This window comes from Xanthomarina sp. F2636L (assembly GCF_026410195.1).
Lineage (GTDB): Bacteria > Bacteroidota > Bacteroidia > Flavobacteriales > Flavobacteriaceae > Xanthomarina.
Genome location: NZ_JAPMLM010000055.1, coordinates 294,229 through 314,048 on the forward strand (window position 1 = coordinate 294,229; position 19,820 = coordinate 314,048).

The 19,820-nt window shown below is 32.1% G+C and carries 17 protein-coding genes; 8 read left to right on the top strand and 9 right to left on the bottom strand.

The window, feature by feature from the left end; all coding sequences use genetic code 11:
• Positions 1 to 10 precede the first annotated feature (10 nt).
• Positions 11 to 676 carry a uracil-DNA glycosylase gene (locus OS191_RS02435; protein ID WP_267154119.1) on the bottom strand — a complete coding sequence of 222 codons (666 nt, stop codon included), beginning with the start codon at positions 674 to 676 and terminating at the stop codon, positions 11 to 13.
• A 68-nt stretch (positions 677 to 744) separates the two neighbouring features.
• Here OS191_RS02435 and OS191_RS02440 point away from each other — a divergent pair, with 68 nt between their 5' ends.
• The gene (locus OS191_RS02440) at positions 745 to 2,238 is read left to right on the top strand and encodes a YfcC family protein (protein WP_267154120.1); all 1,494 of its coding nucleotides are present in this window, start codon (positions 745 to 747) and stop codon (positions 2,236 to 2,238) included.
• Positions 2,239 to 2,261: 23 nt separating this feature from the next.
• Here OS191_RS02440 and OS191_RS02445 read toward each other — a convergent pair whose 3' ends face one another.
• Positions 2,262 to 3,224, bottom strand: coding sequence for an alpha/beta fold hydrolase (locus tag OS191_RS02445; RefSeq protein WP_267154121.1), 963 nt, complete (start codon positions 3,222 to 3,224; stop codon positions 2,262 to 2,264).
• 141 nt (positions 3,225 to 3,365) lie between these two features.
• On the opposite strand from OS191_RS02445, the gene OS191_RS02450 reads away from it, so the two are divergent.
• From OS191_RS02450 to OS191_RS02470, 5 genes are all read left to right on the top strand, one after another.
• Positions 3,366 to 5,534 (top strand): endonuclease MutS2, encoded by a 2,169-nt coding sequence (locus OS191_RS02450; protein WP_267154122.1) that lies wholly within the window; start codon positions 3,366 to 3,368, stop codon positions 5,532 to 5,534.
• A gap of 1 nt (position 5,535) precedes the next feature.
• The gene (locus tag OS191_RS02455; protein WP_267154123.1) at positions 5,536 to 5,952 is read left to right on the top strand and encodes a thiol-disulfide oxidoreductase DCC family protein; all 417 of its coding nucleotides are present in this window, start codon (positions 5,536 to 5,538) and stop codon (positions 5,950 to 5,952) included.
• A 42-nt stretch (positions 5,953 to 5,994) separates the two neighbouring features.
• Positions 5,995 to 6,735, top strand: a complete 741-nt coding sequence (locus tag OS191_RS02460) for a DUF3575 domain-containing protein (RefSeq protein WP_267154124.1) — start codon at positions 5,995 to 5,997, stop codon at positions 6,733 to 6,735.
• Between the two features lie 44 nt (positions 6,736 to 6,779).
• Positions 6,780 to 7,451 carry a hypothetical protein gene (locus tag OS191_RS02465; RefSeq protein ID WP_267154125.1) on the top strand — a complete coding sequence of 224 codons (672 nt, stop codon included), beginning with the start codon at positions 6,780 to 6,782 and terminating at the stop codon, positions 7,449 to 7,451.
• Between the two features lie 165 nt (positions 7,452 to 7,616).
• On the top strand, positions 7,617 to 8,528 hold the full coding sequence (locus OS191_RS02470; protein WP_267154126.1) for an EamA family transporter: 912 nt from the start codon (positions 7,617 to 7,619) through the stop codon (positions 8,526 to 8,528).
• Positions 8,529 to 8,803: 275 nt separating this feature from the next.
• On the opposite strand, the gene OS191_RS02475 is transcribed toward OS191_RS02470, so the two are convergent.
• The 7 genes from OS191_RS02475 to OS191_RS02505 form a co-directional block, all read right to left on the bottom strand.
• The gene (locus tag OS191_RS02475; protein ID WP_267154127.1) at positions 8,804 to 9,964 is read right to left on the bottom strand and encodes a peptidase MATCAP family protein; all 1,161 of its coding nucleotides are present in this window, start codon (positions 9,962 to 9,964) and stop codon (positions 8,804 to 8,806) included.
• On the bottom strand, positions 9,965 to 10,795 hold the full coding sequence (locus OS191_RS02480; RefSeq protein WP_267154128.1) for an N-formylglutamate amidohydrolase: 831 nt from the start codon (positions 10,793 to 10,795) through the stop codon (positions 9,965 to 9,967).
• Between the two features lie 82 nt (positions 10,796 to 10,877).
• Positions 10,878 to 11,633, bottom strand: coding sequence for a sulfurtransferase (locus OS191_RS02485; protein ID WP_267154129.1), 756 nt, complete (start codon positions 11,631 to 11,633; stop codon positions 10,878 to 10,880).
• Positions 11,634 to 11,654: 21 nt separating this feature from the next.
• Positions 11,655 to 12,695: a glutathione synthase gene (gene gshB / locus OS191_RS02490; protein ID WP_267154130.1), complete on the bottom strand. Its 1,041-nt coding sequence runs from the start codon at positions 12,693 to 12,695 to the stop codon at positions 11,655 to 11,657.
• A 57-nt stretch (positions 12,696 to 12,752) separates the two neighbouring features.
• Entirely contained in the window at positions 12,753 to 14,198 is a 1,446-nt protein-coding gene (locus tag OS191_RS02495) for a dicarboxylate/amino acid:cation symporter (protein ID WP_267154131.1), read from the bottom strand.
• Positions 14,199 to 14,256: 58 nt separating this feature from the next.
• Positions 14,257 to 15,318: a chorismate synthase gene (gene aroC, locus OS191_RS02500; protein ID WP_267154132.1), complete on the bottom strand. Its 1,062-nt coding sequence runs from the start codon at positions 15,316 to 15,318 to the stop codon at positions 14,257 to 14,259.
• A gap of 71 nt (positions 15,319 to 15,389) precedes the next feature.
• Positions 15,390 to 18,320, bottom strand: a complete 2,931-nt coding sequence (locus OS191_RS02505; protein ID WP_267154133.1) for an FAD-binding and (Fe-S)-binding domain-containing protein — start codon at positions 18,318 to 18,320, stop codon at positions 15,390 to 15,392.
• A gap of 99 nt (positions 18,321 to 18,419) precedes the next feature.
• On the opposite strand from OS191_RS02505, the gene OS191_RS02510 reads away from it, so the two are divergent.
• Both OS191_RS02510 and OS191_RS02515 read left to right on the top strand, forming a co-directional pair.
• The gene (locus tag OS191_RS02510; RefSeq protein ID WP_267154134.1) at positions 18,420 to 18,911 is read left to right on the top strand and encodes a hypothetical protein; all 492 of its coding nucleotides are present in this window, start codon (positions 18,420 to 18,422) and stop codon (positions 18,909 to 18,911) included.
• Positions 18,912 to 18,977: 66 nt separating this feature from the next.
• The gene (locus OS191_RS02515) at positions 18,978 to 19,817 is read left to right on the top strand and encodes a sugar phosphate nucleotidyltransferase (RefSeq protein ID WP_267154135.1); all 840 of its coding nucleotides are present in this window, start codon (positions 18,978 to 18,980) and stop codon (positions 19,815 to 19,817) included.
• The last annotated feature ends 3 nt before the right edge of the window (positions 19,818 to 19,820 follow it).

Below are 19,820 nucleotides of genomic sequence, written 5' to 3' on the forward strand. Positions count from 1 at the left end.
AATACTGAGACTACCAAACAACAGGCAACTGCCCAACTTGCTCCAACAGGGAGTTAGATTTACTAAAATGCTTATTACCAAACCAAAAGCCTCTATTGGCACTTAATGGAGAAGGATGACCTGTTTCTAATATAAAGTGTTTTTTGGCATCTATTAATTTAGCTTTCTTTTTTGCAAAACCTCCCCAAAGCAAAAACACCACTTGTTTTTTTTGTTCACTTATAATTTTAATTACCGCATCTGTAAATTGTTCCCAGCCTTTTTTTTGATGACTTCCAGCTTCACCTTGTCTCACAGTTAATGTAGCATTCAATAAAAACACACCCTGATCTGCCCATTTACTTAAATTTCCGCTTTTTGGATAGGGAACTCCTAAATCTTGCTCTAATTCTTTAAAAATGTTTTTTAATGAAGGTGGATGTGCTATGCCCTCATTCACAGAAAAACATAATCCGTGGGCTTGATTAGCACCATGATAAGGATCTTGTCCGATAATAACTACTTTTATTTTATTGAAATCACAATGGTTAAATGCATTGAAAATCTCTTCTTTAGGAGGAAAACATGTATGGTTTCTGTATTCATCTTTTAAAAAATTTTCTAGAGCTTTAAAATATAATGAATTAAATTCATTATTTAAAAAAGGTTCCCAACTTTTGTCGATATTTGAAGTCATTTTATATCTTCGCTTTTATTTCGATACTAAAATAATACTATCTTAATTCTAAATAAAACAATAGGCACTTGAAAAATATTAAATTTCCAACAGCACAGACCATTTTATTAATAATTGCTGCTGCAGTCGCACTCTTAACTTGGATTATTCCTGCTGGAAAATACGACAATCTTTCTTATAATAAAGATGCGAATACTTTTACAAGAAGTAGCTTGGAGAGTACTAAAACATTAGAAGCAAGTCAAAAAACTCTGGAAGATTTACATATAAAAATTCCTTTAGAAAAATTCACTAATGGGGATATTTGGAAACCAATTTCAATTCCAGACACCTACCAAGAAGTAGAGGCTAGACCTCAAGGTGTTTTAGCATTCTTTAAATCACCAGTAAAAGGAATTATCGAAGCAGCTGATATTATTTTCCTCGTATTGATTATTGGCGGATTAATTGGCATCATGAATCTTACCGGAGCTTTTGATGCTGGAATTTCCTGGTTGGCAAAAGCTTTAAAAGGCCATGAGTATGTGCTCATTATTTTAGTCACTATTTTAGTAGCTTTAGGAGGAACAACCTTTGGTCTTGCTGAAGAAACGATAGCCTTCTACCCTATTTTAATTCCTATGTTCTTAGCTGCTAAATATGATGCAATAGTACCTTTAGCTGCAATTTATATAGGATCTTCCATTGGCACCATGTGTTCTACTGTAAACCCGTTTAGCGTTATTATTGCTTCGGATGCTGCTGGAATTAATTGGACCACAGGGTTGACAGGAAGAATGATTATGCTTGTTTTAGGAACATTAATTTGTATTATATATATTTTAAGATATGCAAATCGCGTAAAAAAAGACCCTTCAAAATCTATTATTTACAGTCAGAAAGAACAAATTGAAGCTCTTTTTGGAACATCAGCAAATGCAACCGTCGTATTAACTACTCGTTTACGTATTATCTTATTTGTGTTTGCTATGTGTTTTGTAGTCATGATTTATGGAGTATCTCAATTAGAATGGTGGTTTTTAGAGATGACAACGGTCTTTTTTGTTGGAGCCATACTTATAGGAGTTATTGGAAAAATTCACGAGGCAAATTTTGTTGAAACCTTTGTAAAAGGTGCTGGAGATTTATTGGGAGTAGCAATAATTATAGGTATCGCTAGAGGAGTTTCTGTATTAATGGAAGATGGTTTTATTAGTGATACCTTATTGTTTCATTCTAGTAATTTAACAGAAGGCATGAACAAAGGTGTTTTTGCAAATGTAATGTTATTTATCTACGGTGGACTATCATTTTTTATACCAAGTTCTTCCGGAATGGCTGTGTTGACTATGCCAATCATGTCTCCTCTAGCAGATACAGTAGGTTTTGGAAGAGAAATTATTGTAAACTGTTATCAGTATGGAATGGGTTTATTTGCCTTTATAAATCCAACAGGACTAATTTTAGCTTCATTAGCTATTGTAAAAGTAGGTTATGATAAATGGTTGAAATTTGTAATCCCATTAGTTGTTATTTTAACTGTTTTTACGATGATAGCTTTAACAATTCAGGTATATTTATAAATCAGATTTTTTTAATAAAGCTATTAGTTTTTAATACGCTTTAAAAATTTTAAAATTTTATTATTGACAACTTCGGCCTGATCTACAGATAAAAAATGTCCTGCATTATTAATTGTTTCAGCTTGACTATTTGGAATCCATTCTTTTGCTAGTGAAAGTGTTTTTTCATTATTAATCATATCATCATCACCAATTAATACTAAAACAGGCATTTTTAAAGATTGGAAATCACGTTTTGAAAATGGTTGCATACTCATAACAAACTTATTAATAGAATCTTTTTCAGTGCCAATAGCATATTGTTCTAAATAGGTTTTATTAATATTATCAACATTACTGGACATGGATTTTAAATTCTGCTGCATTTGTTTTTCTTCTGATGATAAAGCGTAGATTATATTTTTAAGTAAGTCTGCACTTGGGCGAATCCATATAAAAGTTTGGGCTGGACTTAATAAAGTCATACTTTTAATTTTTTCCTGATTTTGTAAAGCTAAATTCACTGAAAGCCAACCTCCTCTTGAAGCTCCAATTAAATGAAAAGATTTTAATTTTAATGTATTGAAAATTTCATGATACCAAGCCGAAATTTGCTCCACACTTTCAATATCTTTTGTTTTATAAGATTTCCCAGGTTCTAAAATAAAATCAATAGCAAACACACGATAATCTTGAGTAAATGCCTTAATGTTAGGATACCACATGGTCGAACTGGCATTCATACCATGTAATAAAACCAATGGCTCGCCAGATTCTGGCCCACTAATAACAACATGTGCGGTTCCAAAACTTGTAGGTATATATAGTTCTTCAAAAGTTATATCCCAGACTTTTAAAGTTGCATCATAGGCATCAAAATAAGGTTTATTTTCAGCTGATGGCTTTGTAATATATTCAGGCTTTTCAGTGTATTTAAAATAGCTTTTTTTGCAACTTGTAATCAAAATTGCAATTAATAGCACCCAAATAATGTTTTTAAATGTCATGTATGTTGTTTTAGTTATGTAAAAATAATCAATATTTATGCCATCTTATGATAAGTAGGCTATCTGTTTTCAAACATTATACGTAAATTAGCATGCTTTACTATTTTAATAATTAGATACTTTTTTTTGAAGCACACATCAATGATACATATTCATAAAAAGACCCTTCAGGACTTAGAGTTTTCAACTGTTTTGCAACAGGTTAGTGAGCTCTGCGTGACAGCATTAGGTCATGAACAAGCCTTACAAATAGAACCTTTTAAAACTAAAGAATCTGTTTTTAATGCTTTAACTCTAACAAATGAATTTTTAGCTTCATTTTATAATGACAACCGGATTCCTAATCATGGTTTTGAAACTATTTCAAAAGAGTTAAAACTCTTAAAAATAGAAAACACCTTTTTAGAAGCTCATAGTTTGAAGAAAATTGTTGCAATTTCAATAACTTCAAACGAGATTATCACATTCTTAAAAAAGTTTGAGGAATATTACCCAAAATTATATGCTTATGCATCAAATATTGAGGTCACAAAAGTCATTATTGAAGAAATAGATACTATAATAGACAGATTTGGAGATGTCAAAGATTCTGCTTCTCCACTCCTTTCAGAATTAAGACAAGAAATAAATAAACTAAAAGGTAAAATAAATCAAAGTTTTGCATCGGCTTTAAATAATTATCATCAGTTAGATTATTTAGATGATATCCGCGAATCTGTAGTCGATAACAAACGTGTATTGGCAGTAAAGGCCATGTACAGACGTAAGGTTAAAGGTGCCATCATGGGTGGAAGTAAAACAGGAAGCATTGTTTATATTGAACCAGAAACCACACTACAACACACCAGAGAACTTAATAATCTGGAATATGAAGAAGGAGAAGAAGTTGTTAGAATCCTAAAGTCTTTGACTAATTTTATTCGTCCATTTCTATCACTTTTAAAACAATATCAAGAGTTTTTAATTGAATTGGATGTTATCTCAGCCAAAGCTAAATATGCGAAATCTTTACATGCAATTTTACCAGAAATTAGTGATGAAAAGGAATTGTTTTTAAGAGATGCATATCACCCTCTACTGTACTTAAGTAATCAAAAAAATAAATCCAAAACATTTCCTCAAAGCATAGAGTTAAGTCAGGAGAATCGAATTATAGTTATATCTGGGCCAAATGCTGGTGGAAAAAGTATTACTTTAAAAACCGTTGGCTTACTCCAACTCATGTTACAAAGTGGTTTACTAATTCCTGTTCATGAACGAAGTAAAGTCTTTTTATTCGATAGAATAATTTCAGACATTGGAGACAATCAATCCATTGAAAACCATTTAAGTACCTATAGTTATCGCTTAAAGCAGATGAATTACTTCTTAAAAAAATGCAATAAAAACACTTTATTCCTTATAGATGAATTTGGAACAGGATCTGATCCAGAGTTGGGAGGTGCTTTAGCTGAAACCTTTTTAGAAGAATTCTATCATCGAGAAGCTTATGGAATAATTACAACCCACTACTCCAACCTAAAGATTTTAGCTAACGAACTACCATATATGCAAAATGCCAATATGATGTTCGATGAAAAAACCTTGGAGCCTATCTATAAACTAGCTTTAGGACAAGCAGGAAGTTCCTTTACTTTTGAAGTTGCGCAAAAAAATGGCATTCCTTATAGTTTAATTAACCGTGCTAAAAAGAAGATAGAAAAAGGAAAGGTGCGTTTTGACAGAACCATTGCAAAACTTCAAAAAGAACGTTCTAAACTTGAAAAAACGGAACAGTCCCTAAAGGTTAATGAACGTAAAAAGCAAACGGAAGCCGACAAGTTAGAAGAGATTAATTCAAAAATTCAAAAAAAACTAGAAAGCTATCAAGAATTATATGATAGTAATCAACGACTTATTTATTTAGGACAGAAAGTAAACGATCTTTCAGAGAAATACTTCGAAAACAAAAAGAAAAAAGATCTTATGGATGAACTTTTTAAAGTCGTTCAAGTCGAAAACTCGAAACGTAAAAAGGTCTCTGCCAAGCAGAAAAAAATAGAAAAAGCTAAAGAAAAACAAGTCAAACAGGAAGCTGAAAAAAAAGTAGAAGTCATTAGAGTAAAGAAAAAAGAGGCTAAGAAAAAAGAAGCATTAAAACCAGCAAAACCTAAGCCTACGTTAAAAGTTGGCGATCGTGTACGTATGGAAGATGGTCGTGCTGTTGGAAGTATTGACAGTATAGAAAAAAATAAAGCCATTGTTAATTATGGTATTTTTACAACAAATGTAAGCTTGGACCAATTAGAGCTTGTAGAAGCTTCCAGATAATATGATTGAGCTAGAAAAAAACAAACAATTAATACTTTTTGATGGTGTCTGCAACCTGTGTAACGCCAGCGTTCAATACGTAATAAAACATGATAAAAACGATATTTTTATGTTTGCACCTTTACAAGGGGAAGCTGGAAAAAAAATCATAGATTATTACCATATTGATACATCTAAGATAGATTCTATAATTCTGTTTAAGAACAACAAAAAATTGTATTTTAAATCTACTGCTGCATTAAAGATTGCTGTTAAATTAAATTTTCCAATCAATCTTCTTGGTGTACTTTTAATTATTCCCTCGTTTATAAGAAATTGGGTATATAGTATTATAGCTAAAAACCGTTATAAATGGTATGGAAAGCAAAATGAGTGTATGATTCCTAGTCAAAAATTAAAAGCGAAATTTTTAAATTAGAGTAAAATTTATTTGTAAATTTATAATACATTTGAACTCTATATGAAAAGATTAAGTACATGCTTAGTATTATTGATGGTATTGATATCCTCAACTGCCAACAGTCAGGAAATAGAGCAATCTCCACAAGCTAATCTTATTAAAAATGAAGTCTCTTTTGAGGTTTTACAACTTTTAAATGGCGTTTATCAATTATCTTATGAACGTTATATATGGAATAATTTCTCAGGTGCTTTAGCACTTGGTTACAAAGGAAAAGAAGGGATTATAAAGCTATCTGGAATAGATACGGACCAAATTAAAACAGAAGAAGTATTTTATACTGGTTTTCAAATAGCCCCAGAAATTAGATATTACTTAAAAAGCACATCTAAAAATAATCTTGATGGTTTTTATTTTGGAGCTTATTTAAAATACTCTAATTACAAATCTAATCTAGCTGGAGCATATATGAGTGATGACGGTACAACTTATGATATGGAGTTTGATATGAAATTGGATATAACTTCTGTAGGGCTCATGTTAGGGTATAAACTGGCTGTAACAAAACATTTAAACATCGATTTTATGATTGCTGGACCAGGCTCTGGTAGATATAATTTTCATATTGAAAACAAAAAAGACTTACCTGAAGAGTTTTATGATGATTTAAATGAAGCTTTAGAAGAATACAGTATACTTGATTTTATAAATTCAGATTTTAGATTTTCTGAAATCAATAATAAATCCAAATTTTCAGCATTTTCATTTAGATATGGTATTGCAGTTGGATACACTTTTTAATAATAACCTATTTTAAACAATTATTTATATTTTAACAAATTACTATGAAAAACACATTTAAATTAATTTTCGCACTTGCCTTACTTGTTGTCATTTCAAGTTGCTCTAGTATCAAAGTTGTAGATTCTTGGCATTCGGAAACAGCAAGCACTATAAAAGACAACAATGTATTGGTTATTGCTAGAACTCAGAATAAACAAGCTAGAATTGCTTTCGAGCAAGAAATGGCTAATCAAATGCGTGCCAATGGAATTAAAGCTACTGAAAGCTTTAGAAAATTTCCAAACATGTTACCAGATGAAAAACTTTCAGAAGAAAAGCTACAAAACTTTAAATCTTTTTTAGAGAATGAAGGGTACGATGGGATTGTTGTAACAGTTGTAAAAGATATGAGAGAATCAACTCAAACTTCTCAAGATGGTGGATATTATGCTGGAGCTAGTTATTTTCCAAGCTATTACCCATCTTATTATGGTGGTTTTTATGGTTACTATGCGCACCCAATGTCTTATTCTACATTCGGGAGTTATGTGCCAAGCACCTATACTACAACAACTATTAAAACTTATATAGTTGAGACAGTTATTTACGATTTAGCACAACCTGAAGAAAAACAATTAGTTGCTGTAGTAACATCTCAAATTGAAGATCCAAAAGATGTTACTAAAAACGCTCAAGAATATACTAAAAAAGTAGCTGAAAGTCTTAACAACTAATATTTTTAAATATTTTTAAAAAAAGTCTTGAATTATATTCAAGACTTTTTTTTTTGTTTATTTATCAAATAGTATCACGCATTTCTTTTTAAAATAATAACACTTTTTAACAGTCTTGAGATACCATAATAAGATACATTTGCAAATTCTTTAAAAATCGTTAAGATGAACGCAACCAAATATTATATTGCTGTTATTTCAGCCTTTACCATTTGGGGCTTTTTTAGTGTTGTTTTAAAATCTTTAGACAACTTTACAGCCTTTGATATTCTGAGCTACCGGTCAGTCTTATCAGCTGCTATTATGATGATTATTACGTTGTTTTTAAGACCCAAAGCACTTAAAAAGAATAAGGCCTTATTTCTATCCTTTGAGAAAAAAGTACAATACCGTATTATTGGTATTAACATGCTTAGTGGTTTATTTTTAGCGTTAAATTGGTATATTTTCATCTATGTTATGAATAATGTAAGTGTTAGTGCCACATCTTTAGCTTATCTTATTTGCCCTATTTTAACTATGGTTTTAGCTTATCTTATTTTAAAGGAAAAACTCTTTAAACTTCAGTGGTTTTCAGTTGTATTAAGTTTAATAGGTTGCTTATTACTTTCATTAGGAAACTTCATGGATTTATTTTATAGCATGATTATAGCTTTTTCATACGCTACTTATTTAATCTTACAACGAAAAAACCAGGAGATGGATCGTTTTATGGTACTTACTGCTCAGATATTTTTTGCTGTTATATTACTATTCCCTTTTTTCATGACCTATGAATTTAGCACTATTAAAACTTCTTTCTTTTATAGCATGATAGGCTTAATAGCTGTTGTGTTTACTATAATTCCTATGTTTTTAAATATTTATGCGCTTAGAGGCTTGCCTTCTTCTGTAGTTGGTGTTTTTATATATTTAAATCCAATAATCAACTTTTTTCTAGCCATTTTTTACTTTAATGAAGAAATCACTTTGCTTCAAGGATTAAGCTATCTGCTTATAATAATTTCTATTATCATATTTAATATTCCAGCTTTAAGACATCGCATTCACAGACGTAGAGCAGCACATATTCAATAAATTCTATCAAATAAAAAAGGTCTTGAATATCAATTCAAGACCTTTTTTGTAAACTTAACAACTAACCAAAAAATTAAAAAATAAATTTAAAATATCAATACTAAAACATAGCACATTTATTTTATTAATGTAAACTTAAATAAGTTTTTGATAAGTCTTTTTATAAATTCGATGAACTGATGGAAATAATTGTTTTATAAATAAAATATGTAAAAATCTTCTACAAAATACATAAGTAATTGATAATTAGACCAAAGTTTTAGTGAAAAGAAAGATTATTTCAAACTATTCAATATAAAATCTAAATCTTTGTTGTATTGATCTTTAAGCAAATATGAATCTGTATAATATTTAGAGGTGTTTGCTAAGCCTAATTCCTGCAATTTATAGATTGCATCCTTATATTCTAATGAGGATTTTCCAGTAAGAATAATATCCAAGTCATTTCCTTGTTTGGCATATTGATACACTTTTTGCAAACCAGACAGGTATAAGTGATCTTTGGTGAAACCACCTCCTCTATGAACACGAAGTGTAATAGCAAAAGCTTTATCTTTTTTAAGTTTGTATTGATTGTAAAGTAAATCGTAAGTATCTGAGAATGAATACCCTTTAATCAAACTATCCACAGCTATTACACGATAAGACAATTCTTTTAACCTTGTTAAAGTTAAGCAGCCAGACATGTACTCTGAATAAACTGCCAGACCTTCCTGGGTTTCCACATTGTTTGGAAATCCATTAGAGAAAATCTGTAAGGACTGATTTACGGCATTAAAAGTAGTAACCATATGTACCCCAATTTCATGATTAGCTAAAACCTGTAATTGGTTTTTACTAAACTTATGATTTTTTCTTAAAACCAAGGTTTGTGCATTATTTTGAACCATTGCAGCTGCCGAAATATTAGTAGAAAGCTTGACGTGATACTTAAAATCATAACGTTTTGAGAATGCTTCAAAATAATCTATAGCATCATGTGCAGAATACATTGGAAGCATATCTTCAGAAAATTCTGCATCATCAAATCTTAAAATAAATTTCGCATTGTCTATGTCTTTTTCAGTAGGCGTGCCAAAACTTTTTAAACTATTATAATAAAATTTCCTTCCTTGATTAATGGTTTCAATACACTCTATCAATCCAGAGTATTCATAAATAATATCTTCATATAAACTTCTTACATCTTCATCTTGAATACGTTCCAATCTTTGAGAGTAAAACAATCTATGAAGCTTAAATCCGTTGAATTTTATTTTTGGATACTTGAATTGCGGCTCGTAGTTAAATTTTGAAGTGAAAAACTGTTTCTTTTCACTTTCAATATTTAAGGGATTGATATAGTTTAAAATCTCAATTTTTTTAACCAATCTATTTAAGTTGGCGTCAATATCAAACAAGCTTTGGTGTTTCTCTATAAGTTTTTCTGAAATCATTTATTTCGCATGGATTTTATAAAATTCTGAAGCGTGTTCAGGGAGTCTCGTTTTTAGTTCCTTTGAGACCTTATCTACTACTTCTGGATATATAATTTGCAGATATTCGTCGCAATATACTTTTGCTATTTCAGTAGCCAAAACTAAAGTATTTTTATAGTTTTTTGTAATGAATTTTAAAAAATATCCATTGCCTTGAAAAGTGTCGTTAATTTTAGCCGTTTGTGCTATATTATTTGGTAATTGTATTTCAGAAAGGCTTTGTCTCCAAGTTTCAATGTCAGCTCCATAGCGATCGTTGTCAATATTACTGGTTCCTAAATTCCAAGTAGGCACTTCCCTATCCCAACGTTGCCAATTATAGCTATGCATATCATACACCACGCAAACCCCAAATGTTTCTTCTAGTTTGGAAATTAAAGCCGAAGTAACTTTATAAAAAGCAGCATGCTTATCGATACTTTTTGCTTTCATTTCTGCTGAAAGTGGACTTTTCCAAAGTTGCTTTCCCCAAGCTGTTTCAAAAACAGCTTCTTCTGGAGGTCTGTTTAAATCGTATTCAAATCTAGAGTCACAACCTGCAATAACAATGGGATGAGAAGCAATCATTTTTTTTGTTAGAGGATCTTCTTCATACCATCTGTCATATTCAGAATGCAAACAGTTTTCCCATAATTCCTTTCTAAATTGATGGCCATCATGAATGGCTGCACAGGCATAAGGCACATAGGAATCAATTTTTAAAGTGAAAGAATAATCCTCTGAAACCGCATGAAAAACTTCTCCATTTTTAATTTTTAAAATAATCTGTTCAATTGAAAGTCTTTGCATATTTACTCTTTTGTTAAACTTCCCCATTCTGTCCAGGAACCATCATAAACAGAAAGATTTTCATATCCTGCAATTTCAGCTCCTAAAGCCAAAACACAAGCTGTAATCCCTGAGCCACAAGAAAAAGTAAGTGCTTTGTTTTTTTCTGGAAAGGTTGAAATAGCTGTTTCAATTCGATATCAGATTTTAATAATCCATAAGCATCTATTAAGTTTTCATAGGGAAGATTAATAGAATTAGGAATCTTACCACTTCGCAATCCTTCCCTTGGCTCAGATTCTAATGCTTTAAACCTACCTTCAGAACGAGCATCAACGATTAAATGGGTGTTATCCTGAGTTTCCCTTTTTATATTTTCAAAGAATTTCATATAATTTGGTTGAAGTTTCGCTTTAAAATCACCTTTTTCAACTTTATTATTCTGTTTATTTTCAGTTGGATAGTCTGATTTTATCCAAGCTGGAAACCCGCCATTTAAAACAGCTATATTATTAAAACCAAAAGCTTTAAACAACCACCATGCTCTGGGACTTGAATAAATTCCTTTTTCGTCGTAGACCACAATAGTACTTTTTTTGTTGATACCTAAATTTTGAGCTTCAAGTTCAAACTGTTCTTCAGAAGGAAATGTTGTTGGAAATGGTGCAGAAACATCGCTAAACTTGTTTTTTAAATCGAAAAATCTAGTGGAAGGAATCTGATATTCATTCAAGTTGGTATCATTTCCTGTTACCTTAGGAATAGTTGCATTAAGGATGACAAGATTTGGATGACTTAAATGTTTTTGAAGCCATGCAACAGAAACTATTGGAGATGCTAGTAATAATTCGGAATTCATTTTTGTTAACTACTAAATAAATTAAGCATCTTCTACAGTTTTTCTTAAGCGGGAACGTCTATTAAAAGCTTCAACATTATCTAGAACCTTGCTTTCTAAAAAGTCAATAACTTTTTCTTCCACCCGATATTTATTTTTATAAGCCTTATTGATATAAGTAATTCCTCCTGGAGACATTACATTAACTTCTACCAATTTTCCGCCAATAACATCAATCCCTACAAAATATAACCCATCTTTAACTAATTTAGGTCCAATTTGCTTACAAAGCGCTTTTTCAACTTTAGATAATGTATGTTTTTGAACAGAACCACCAGCAGACACATTAGAACGATGATCGTCTGAACCGGGAACACGCTTCATAGCTCCTATTGGTTCTCCATTGAGCATTAAAATTCGAACATCTCCTTGATCTGCTCCTTCAATATAATCTTGAAGTATCACATAATTTGATGCCCCATCACCACTGTTATTAATATAAAAATCTAACAAGGAATTAATATTACTCATAGCCGACTTTTCAATAAGAATGACTCCTGAACCACCAAAGCCATTTAGGGGTTTAATAATCATTTTATCAGATTTTGATTCTTTAATTTGTCGGATTAAGTAATTTTTATTTTTAGATACATGCGTATTGGGAATAATGTTACTATGAGCATCTCCAAAAGCTGCTGTATAAAGTTTATTGTTGGCTTCACGCATCCCTTCAAGAGAATTAATAATAAAGACATCGTCTTTTACAGAATCTAAAAAATTAAGCATGATAGGATCCAATGGTGGGTTAGCTCTGAAGAATATAGTATCAAACCCTGCTAAAGGTAACATTTCCTCTCTAATTTCAGCTTTTTTGTAAAAAGCTTTTAAAGAAGCCGGCACCTTTTCCATACGTCCGATAACAGTGCAAAATGCATTAGTAACACTGTTTCTAATCGTTAGATTAGCTGGTGTACAGATGGCAACTCCATGCTGTCTTTTAACACATTCCTTTATTAAAGCTAAACTTGTATCATTTTCTGGTTCTATATCATCCCAAGGGTACATTAAAAAGCAAACATTCATAATTCTATCTTTTGTTGTTTAATTAAAAATAAGAATTTCAGACAACTTGATATCAGATTATGAATCTAAATCAAAAGTTTCTGTTGGATTTTGAGGGTCATTATAATCTAACATGTTCTCTCCATCCGCAATAATGGAGCAAACTGTTGCGTCTCCTGTAACGTTTACAACTGTCCTAAACATATCTAATATTCTATCTACAGGAAAAATAATAGCAATCCAGGCCGGATTTAAGCCTACAGAATCCAATACAATTATTAACATTACCAAGCCTGCACTAGGAACAGCTGCAGAACCTATAGAGGCTAAAGTTGCTGTTAATACAACCGTTATTTGTTGTGCAATGGTTAAGTCTATCATATGCAATTGTGCTAGAAAAATAACAGCAACTGCCTGATACATACTTGTCCCGTCCATATTAACCGTAGCTCCAATTGGTAAAACAAAACTGCTTATTTTTTTATTCACTCCTAAATTTTGTTCAACACATTCCATGGTTACAGGAAGCGTTGCTGCACTACTTGAGGTTGAAAAAGCCAAGGTTTGCGCTGGGCTCATGGCTTTAAAGAATCCTTTGTATGGAATTTTCTTAACAAAAGCTTTTAAAATAATAGGATAAATTACAAATATCATTAACAATAGCCCTGCTAATACGGTTAAAGAATACCAACTTAAACCTTTAAAAATTTCGACTACTTTTCCAATATCATCCCCTGCCATTTTACTTACTACTCCAGCTAAAAGTGCAAACACAAAAAATGGCGCAGCTTGCATAACAATATCAACCATTTTAAGAAATACTTCATTTATACCATCAACAAAAACTAGCACAGGTTTTGCTTTATCTGAAGGAATAAACAGTAAACAAACCCCAAAGAAGATAGCAAAAAATATAATTTGCAGCATCAAACCGTTATTTGATAAAGAATGAAAGAAATTACTGGGTACGATATCTACTAAAGGTTGTAACGGAGTTGTTTCTTTACGCTTTTTAACTGTTTCTAGTTTATCTTCAACAGCTGCTTCTTTTAATTCACTTTTAGATAGGTTTGAAATCTCTTGAGCACGTTCAAAAAACTCAGGATCTTGCAAATAGTTTATCCCATCTTTAATTTCATAACCTTGAGAATCTGCCCAAATTTCATAACTAATTCTATTATCTATTCTACTTTGATCATCTATTAGTTTTCCAGGTTTTATAACATTTACCAATACTAAGCCCAAAGAAATGGCCATAATAGTCGTTAATAAATAAATTCCTAGAGTTTTACCCCCCATTCTACCCAGACTCGATGGGTCGCCAATATTAGCAACTCCACTAATTATGGAAAATAAAACTAACGGAACAGCAATAAGCTTCAGTAAATTAATAAATATGGTTCCAAATGGATCAATCCAATCTATAGTAAAAGCACTCCAACCCATTGAGCTTGATAGTAAAGCCCAAATAATACCGAGTACCATTCCAATTATAATTTTCCAGTGTAATGCTAGTTTTTTCATAAACTCTTTTATTCTTAATACGTTTTCTTCTTTTTAAAAAGAGAGACGTTATATCTTGTTATTTATAAACTTTATTCAATAAATAAAAATCGGCTAAAACTAAAGCAGCCATAGCTTCAACAATAGGAATGGCTCTTGGAACCACACATGGATCGTGTCGCCCTTTACCTTGCATTTCAACAATATTCCCTGAGTTATCTAAGGCTTCTTGTTTTTGAATAATGGTTGCTACAGGTTTAAAGGCCACCCTAAAATAAATGTCCATGCCATTACTAATTCCACCTTGAATACCTCCAGACAGGTTAGTTTTTGTTGAGCCGTCCTCATTGAATAAATCGTTATGCTCACTTCCCCTCATTTTTGCTCCACAAAACCCACTGCCATATTCAAAGCCTTTTACAGCGTTGATGGAAAGCATGGCTTTACCTAATTCGGCATGTAGTTTATCGAAAACTGGTTCGCCCAATCCTAAAGGCACATCTTGTAACACACAGGTAACCGTACCACCTATAGTATCTCCTTGTTTTCTGATCTCTTTTATTTTTGAAATCATTTTGTCTGCTGTTTCTGCATCTGGACAACGAACAGCATTGGTTTCCGTTTTAGAAAAATCTAAATCTTGATACGGTTTTTCAAGAAAAATCTCACCTACAGAAGAGGTATAAGCATTTATTTTAACGTCTTTTAAAAACTGTTTTGCAATAGCTCCAGCCACCACTCTACAAGCTGTTTCTCTGGCAGAACTGCGCCCTCCTCCTCTATAATCGCGAACACCATACTTTTTTTCATAAGTGTAATCTGCATGACTTGGACGGTATACATCTTTTATATGTGAATAATCTTTAGACTTTTGATTCGTGTTTTTAATTATAAAACCAATTGGAGTTCCTGTGGTGACTCCCTCAAAAATTCCCGATAGAAATTCTACTTTATCTGGTTCTTTACGTTGTGTAACAATTTCGGATTGCCCTGGTTTTCTTCTGTTTAAATCCGTTTGGATAGCTTCTATATCTAAAGTTAATCCTGACGGACAACCATCTATAATACCTCCAATAGCTGCTCCGTGAGATTCGCCAAAAGTGGTTAACTTAAATAATTTACCGAAGGTATTTCCTGCCATTTAATAGAATCTAGATGTTAGTTTAGTGAATCAAGTATGCTAAAATAAATTTTATATTACAGAAACAAAAATTATAAGAGTGCTTCTTTAAGGATTGTTACTGGATGTTTGGTTTCTACTTGGGTCCCATCTTTAATTTGATGCCTACAGCTAGTTCCATTTGCCGAAATAATGGTTTCTAAAGAGGCTTTTCGAATAGCTGGAAACAGGGTCTGTTCACCAATTTTCATACTTACCTCATAATGTTCCTTTTCATAACCGAAACTTCCAGCCATGCCACAGCAACCACTAGGAATAATTGTGACTTCATAATTTTCAGGTAAATTCAAAACATCAAAACTTGTTTTTTGATTACTCAATGCTTTTTGATGACAATGTCCATGAAACTTAATTATTTGAGCTTCTTTTGTAAATTGTTCAGCCTTAATGTTTCCCAGTATTATTTCCTGTTGAAGAAACTCCTCAATTAGAAAACAGTGTTTTGCTATACTTTTAGCTGAAGTTTTATCCTCTGCTAGTTTTAAATATTCGTCTTTAAAAGATAAAATTGCTGAAGGTTCAATTCCAATCAAGGGCGTATTTGCCGTAATTCTATCTTTAAATATTTCTATATTTTTATTAGCGACTTTTTTAGCTTGTTTTAATAAGCCTTTAGATAAAAATGAACGCCCGGATTCCATATGGTTTAGAATGATAGCTTTGTAATTTAAGGCTTTTAAAAGCACTAAAGCATCTATCCCTATTTGCGTATCTAAATGATTGGTAAATTCATCATTAAATAAATATACTGTTTTTATATATTTTAATCTATCTTCTTTATTTATAGTGTTTTTATAATGTTTAATTAAACTTTTAGTTGAAATCAAAGGCAAGCTTCGTTTTGAAGCGATTCCAAAAGATTTCTTTAAAATTGACGATGTAAAACCATTTGAAAACATAAAATTTGTAAAACCTGAAAACCTACTTCCCAACTCGTTTAAGTGGTTGTTATAGGCAAACAATTTTGTTCTTAAAGAGACACCATTTTCTTGTTGGTATTGGTATAGAAACTCAGCTTTTAGAGAGGCGACATCCACACTACTCGGACATTCGCTAGCACAAGCTTTACAGCTTAAACACAGATCGAAAACTTCTTTTAGTCCTTTATGATTAAACTTATTTTCTTTTTCTGAGTTGGTCAAAAACTCTCTCAAGGCATTAGCTCTCGCTCTGGTTGTGTCTTTTTCGTTTCTAGTAGCGCGATAACTTGGACACATAGTACCTCCAAATTCTGGAAGTTTTCTACAATCGCCAGATCCATTGCATTTTTCGGCTTCACGTAGAATTCCTAAGGAATCTGAAAAATCTAGAAAGGTTTCAATCTTCGGCTCTTCTCTATTTGGCACATAGCGCAAACTTTCATCCATTGGAAAAGCATTGACAATCTTTCCTGGATTAAATATACTATCTGGATCGAAGGCTGCTTTAATTCGTTTTAAAATCTGATAGTTTGATTCACCAATCATTAATGGGATAAATTCCGCTCTAACAATACCGTCGCCATGTTCCCCACTCATAGAACCTTTGTATTTCTTAACTAAATGAGCAACCTCTGTGGTGATTTTTCGAAATAGAACCACATCCTCCTTTTTCTTTAAATTTAGAATGGGGCGCAGATGTAATTCTCCAGCTCCAGCGTGTGCATAATAAACAGCTTCCTGATTATATTTTGTCATTAACTTAGTAAACTCGCTGATATAGCTTGCCAAATCCGGCAAGGCAACAGCCGTATCTTCTATACAAGCGGCTGTTTTTCTGTCGCCAATCATGTTTCCTAACAAACCTAAACCTGCTTTTCGCAATTCGATTGCCTTATCAATATCATCGGTTTTAAGAATAGGATTCGAAAAACTTAAATTCAGACCTTCAATAGCATTAATCAGATTTTCAGCTTTTAGTTGAACCTCGTTTAAAGTATCACCCTTAATTTCGCACATTAAAATAGCTTGTGGATCGCCTTCAATAAACTGCCTGTTCTCTTCTTGTGTTTTATTATGTTTTGTTAGATCCAGAATGGTTTTATCCATCATTTCACAAATGTGTAAATCGTGTTGCATCACTGTTTCAACAGCACTTAAGCAATCTTGTATAGAATTAAAATGCGGAGCCACCATTAGACTCTCTTTGGGAGGTAGCACATCTAACTGCAGGGTAATTTCAGTTGTAAACGCCAATGTACCTTCACTTCCTGAAAGCAATTTGCACATATTAAATTTTTCAGAGCTATCCGAAAACACATCTGTTTTTATCAATTCGTCAATAGCATAACCTGTATTTCTTCTATGAATTTCTGGTTTTGGGAATTGTTCTAGAATTTCATTTTGAACAGTTTCTAAAGATAATTCTTCATATAAAGCTTTATAAACAGACCCTTCTAAGGAATTTAACTTTATTTTCTCATGAAATTCATTTTTAGTTATTTCACCAAAAACAACTTCAGTGGCATCGCTTAAAATTGTTTTCAGCTCTAGCACTTTATCTCTAGTTACGCCATATTGGATGGACGTTGTACCGGATGAATTATTTCCAACCATTCCCCCTATCATACAACGATTTGAAGTAGAAGTATTTGGTCCAAAAAACAAACCATAAGGCTTTAAATAGTTATTAAGTTCGTCTCTAATTACCCCAGGTTCCACCGTTATTGTCTTTGCTTTCTTATCAAGATGTAATATCTTTGTAAAATGTTTGGAAACATCAACCACGATACCATTTCCAACACACTGACCAGCCAAAGATGTACCAGCCGTTCTAGGGATTAATGAAGTTTTGTTTTTTTTAGAGAATTTGATAAGATGCTTAATATCATTTATCGATTTTGGGTAGGCAACAGCTTGAGGTATTTTTCTATACACCGAAGCATCAGTAGCATAGATAGCTTTCGTTAAGTTATCGTAGTGTAAGTCGCCATCTAGCTTACTTTTTAAATCTTTAAAAAACGTATTAGCTTGCAATAATTCCAAAAATTTACAGTTTAAATGATAGCCATAAATTTAAGATTAGTTTATGACTTATCACGAAACAAAGTGGTTAATTTGAATTTAATACATATATAATAAATTATGAAAAAAGTAATATTAATTGCAGTAGCCTTTGTGGCTTTTACATCCGTTATTCAAGGGCAAGAAATCTCTAAAAATGCCATAGGCCTTAGGCTTGGTGACAGCGATGGCTTTGGTGCCTCTATCTCTTACCAGCGTGCCATTATGGAAAACAATAGACTAGAATTTAATTTTGGTTGGAGTGATGGAAAAAATTACGATGGTGTTAAACTAATTGGCTTATACCAATGGCTTTGGAATATAGACGGTGGTTTTAATTGGTACACCGGGCCTGGAATTGGCTTTGCTTCGAACCGCTATAAAGATTACTACGGTCACAAACATAGCGATGGATTTGTTATTTTAACTGGTACAGTTGGTATTGAATATAGTTTTGATTTTCCTCTGCTTCTATCGCTTGACGTAAGACCTGAACTAGGTTTTGGAGGAAGCGCATACGATAATAACGATCTTGATTTCGACCTAGGTTTAGGGGTTAGATATCAATTCTAAATAGCTTTCTAAAACATTATACAAAACACCTTTTTTTAAGGTGTTTTTTTTGTCTAATTTTGTAGAATGACACAAAAGTCGATAGCCATTATGGCGGCTGGAATGGGTTCCAGATTTGGAGGTTTAAAACAAACACATACTGTTGTACATGAGTATGCTATTTTAGATTTTTCTGTATACGATGCAATTCAGGTAGGCTTCAATCACTTAGTTTTTATTGTGAGAAATGAGATTTTAGATGTTTTTGAAAAACGATACTCAAAAAAATTACCTAAACATATTCAAATAGACTTTGTAATCCAAGACACAAAAGACCTACCAAAACGAAAGAAACCCTGGGGAACTGGCCATGCCTTACTATCTTTAAAAAACACGATAAACAACCCCTTTGCTCTAATTAATGCTGACGATTTTTATGGAAGAGAAGCTTTTGAACTCATGCACGACGCGCTATATCAAGATTCAACTCAACAAAATTACTTTGTTGGTTACCAACTAAAAAATACCTTATCAGATTTTGGAACGGTCTCCAGAGGAGAATGTATTTTAAATGAAAAGCAAGAACTTATCAGTATCATTGAACGTACAGACATTAGCAAAGACAATGTGTTAATGCCTTTAACTACGATAGTTTCCATGAATTTTTGGGGATTTACACCAGAAATTTTCCAAGTAACTGCACAGTTGTTTAAACATTTCCTATTAGAAAATAAAGATTCTGAAACGGCGGAGTTCTACATACCTCAGGTTGTTGATTATACAATTAAAGAAAACATAACAACTTACAAAATGCTTGAAACTAACACCAACTGGTTTGGAGTTACTTATAGAGAAGATGAACCTACGGTAAAAAAACAACTTTTAGATCTTATTTCTGAAGATGTTTATCCAACAAAACTATGGTAATTA

Bases quoted from the DNA above. Each gene is read 5' to 3' on its own strand.
- OS191_RS02445 (WP_267154121.1), bottom strand. From the start codon at position 3,224: ATGACATTTAAAAACATTATTTGGGTGCTATTAATTGCAATTTTGATT.
- OS191_RS02455 (WP_267154123.1), top strand. From the start codon at position 5,536: ATGATTGAGCTAGAAAAAAACAAACAATTAATACTTTTTGATGGTGTC.
- aroC (WP_267154132.1), bottom strand. From the start codon at position 15,318: ATGGCAGGAAATACCTTCGGTAAATTATTTAAGTTAACCACTTTTGGC.
- gshB (WP_267154130.1), bottom strand. From the start codon at position 12,695: ATGAATGTTTGCTTTTTAATGTACCCTTGGGATGATATAGAACCAGAA.
- OS191_RS02475 (WP_267154127.1), bottom strand. From the start codon at position 9,964: ATGATTTCAGAAAAACTTATAGAGAAACACCAAAGCTTGTTTGATATT.
- OS191_RS02485 (WP_267154129.1), bottom strand. From the start codon at position 11,633: ATGAATTCCGAATTATTACTAGCATCTCCAATAGTTTCTGTTGCATGG.
- OS191_RS02495 (WP_267154131.1), bottom strand. From the start codon at position 14,198: ATGAAAAAACTAGCATTACACTGGAAAATTATAATTGGAATGGTACTC.
- OS191_RS02510 (WP_267154134.1), top strand. From the start codon at position 18,420: ATGAAAAAAGTAATATTAATTGCAGTAGCCTTTGTGGCTTTTACATCC.
- OS191_RS02450 (WP_267154122.1), top strand. From the start codon at position 3,366: ATGATACATATTCATAAAAAGACCCTTCAGGACTTAGAGTTTTCAACT.
- OS191_RS02460 (WP_267154124.1), top strand. From the start codon at position 5,995: ATGAAAAGATTAAGTACATGCTTAGTATTATTGATGGTATTGATATCC.
- OS191_RS02480 (WP_267154128.1), bottom strand. From the start codon at position 10,795: ATGCAAAGACTTTCAATTGAACAGATTATTTTAAAAATTAAAAATGGA.
- OS191_RS02470 (WP_267154126.1), top strand. From the start codon at position 7,617: ATGAACGCAACCAAATATTATATTGCTGTTATTTCAGCCTTTACCATT.
- OS191_RS02515 (WP_267154135.1), top strand. From the start codon at position 18,978: ATGACACAAAAGTCGATAGCCATTATGGCGGCTGGAATGGGTTCCAGA.
- OS191_RS02435 (WP_267154119.1), bottom strand. From the start codon at position 676: ATGACTTCAAATATCGACAAAAGTTGGGAACCTTTTTTAAATAATGAA.
- OS191_RS02465 (WP_267154125.1), top strand. From the start codon at position 6,780: ATGAAAAACACATTTAAATTAATTTTCGCACTTGCCTTACTTGTTGTC.